Source organism: Thioalkalivibrio denitrificans, from assembly GCF_002000365.1.
GTDB lineage: Bacteria > Pseudomonadota > Gammaproteobacteria > Ectothiorhodospirales > Ectothiorhodospiraceae > Thioalkalivibrio_A > Thioalkalivibrio_A denitrificans.
In genome coordinates this window covers 1-1,248 of record NZ_MVBK01000064.1, presented here as the reverse complement: position 1 = coordinate 1,248, position 1,248 = coordinate 1, and the positions used below count along the sequence as shown (strand labels likewise).

General features: G+C 64.6%; 1 protein-coding gene. It reads left to right on the top strand.

The genetic code is table 11. The annotated features are described in order from the left end of the window. Positions 1–1,196, top strand: a 1,196-nt coding sequence (locus tag B1C78_RS11245) for an IS110 family RNA-guided transposase (protein ID WP_217698031.1), incomplete at its 5' end; no start/stop codon positions are given. Positions 1,197–1,248 lie beyond the last annotated feature (52 nt).

Below are 1,248 nucleotides of genomic sequence, written 5' to 3'. Positions count from 1 at the left end.
AGGTTATCCTCCGGATTTTGGCAAGCAACCGAAACCGGGAGGACGAGATGACCCAGATGGCCCTTAAGAGGAACGATAGCGCAGCGTCGGCGGTGTTGTATATGGCCTTGGAGCTGAGCAAATCGAAGTGGAAGGTGGGTTTTGAGTGTGGCGCCAAGCGGCGCACGGTGAACGTGGAAGGCGGGAGCGTGTTGGGGCTGCAGGAGGCGCTCGCGGGGGCGAAGAAGAAGTTCGGATTGGGTGAGGCGGTGGTGGTGCGCAGCTGTTATGAGGCGGGCCGCGACGGGTTTTGGCTTCATCGGCTGTTGGAGAGCTGGGGGGTGAGTAACCTGGTGGTGGACCCGGCGAGCATCGAGGTGAGCCGTCGTGCGCGGCGCAGCAAGACCGATCGGGTGGATTTGGAGACGCTGCTTTCGAAGCTGCGTCAGCACCACGGCGGGGAGCGGGTGTGGAAGGTGGTGCGGGTTCCGGATCCTGAGGCCGAGGCGGGTCGGCATCTGCACCGGGAGGTGGAGCGGTTGAAGAAGGAGCGCGGTGCTTTGGTGAGCCGGATCAAGGGGGTGTTGTTTGCCCAGGGTATCCGGGTTGAGCGGGTGGATCTCAAGGACTGGGCACGGCGGGTGGCGCAATTTCGCAGCTTTGATGGTCAGGCGCTGGCGTCGGATCTGCAGGGCGAGCTTGAGCGTGCGGGCAGCCGCCTGAGGTTGGTGGAGGAGCAGATCAAGGAGCTGGAGCGAGAGCAGGACCGGCGGGTGCAGGAGGCGGCGCACGCGGGTGGTGCGATGGCGATGGTTGAGCAGCTTCGCCGGCTCAAGAGTATCGGGCGGGTGGCGGCCTGGGTGTTTGTGATGGAGTTTTTTGGCTGGCGGGAGTTTCGCAACGCCAAGCAAGTGGGGGCGTTGGCGGGGCTGACGGGCACGCCGTATGCGAGCGGGCAGATCAACCGCGAGCAGGGGATCAGCAAGGCGGGCAACCGGCGCGTGCGCGCACTAGCGGTGGAGATCGCTTGGCTGTGGCTACGCTATCAGCCTGACAGCGCGCTGAGTCGGTGGTTTTTTGAGCGCTTCGGTGGCACGGGAAAACGCCACCGGCGGGTGGGCATCGTGGCGCTGGCGCGCAAGCTGCTGGTGGCGCTGTGGCGCTACCTGGAGACGGGGATGGTGCCCGAGGGTGCCACCTTGAAGGCAGCGATCTGAGTGAGGGAGGGGTTGAGAAGCACAGGTTGATTGGCGCTTGATGAGCGTTTAG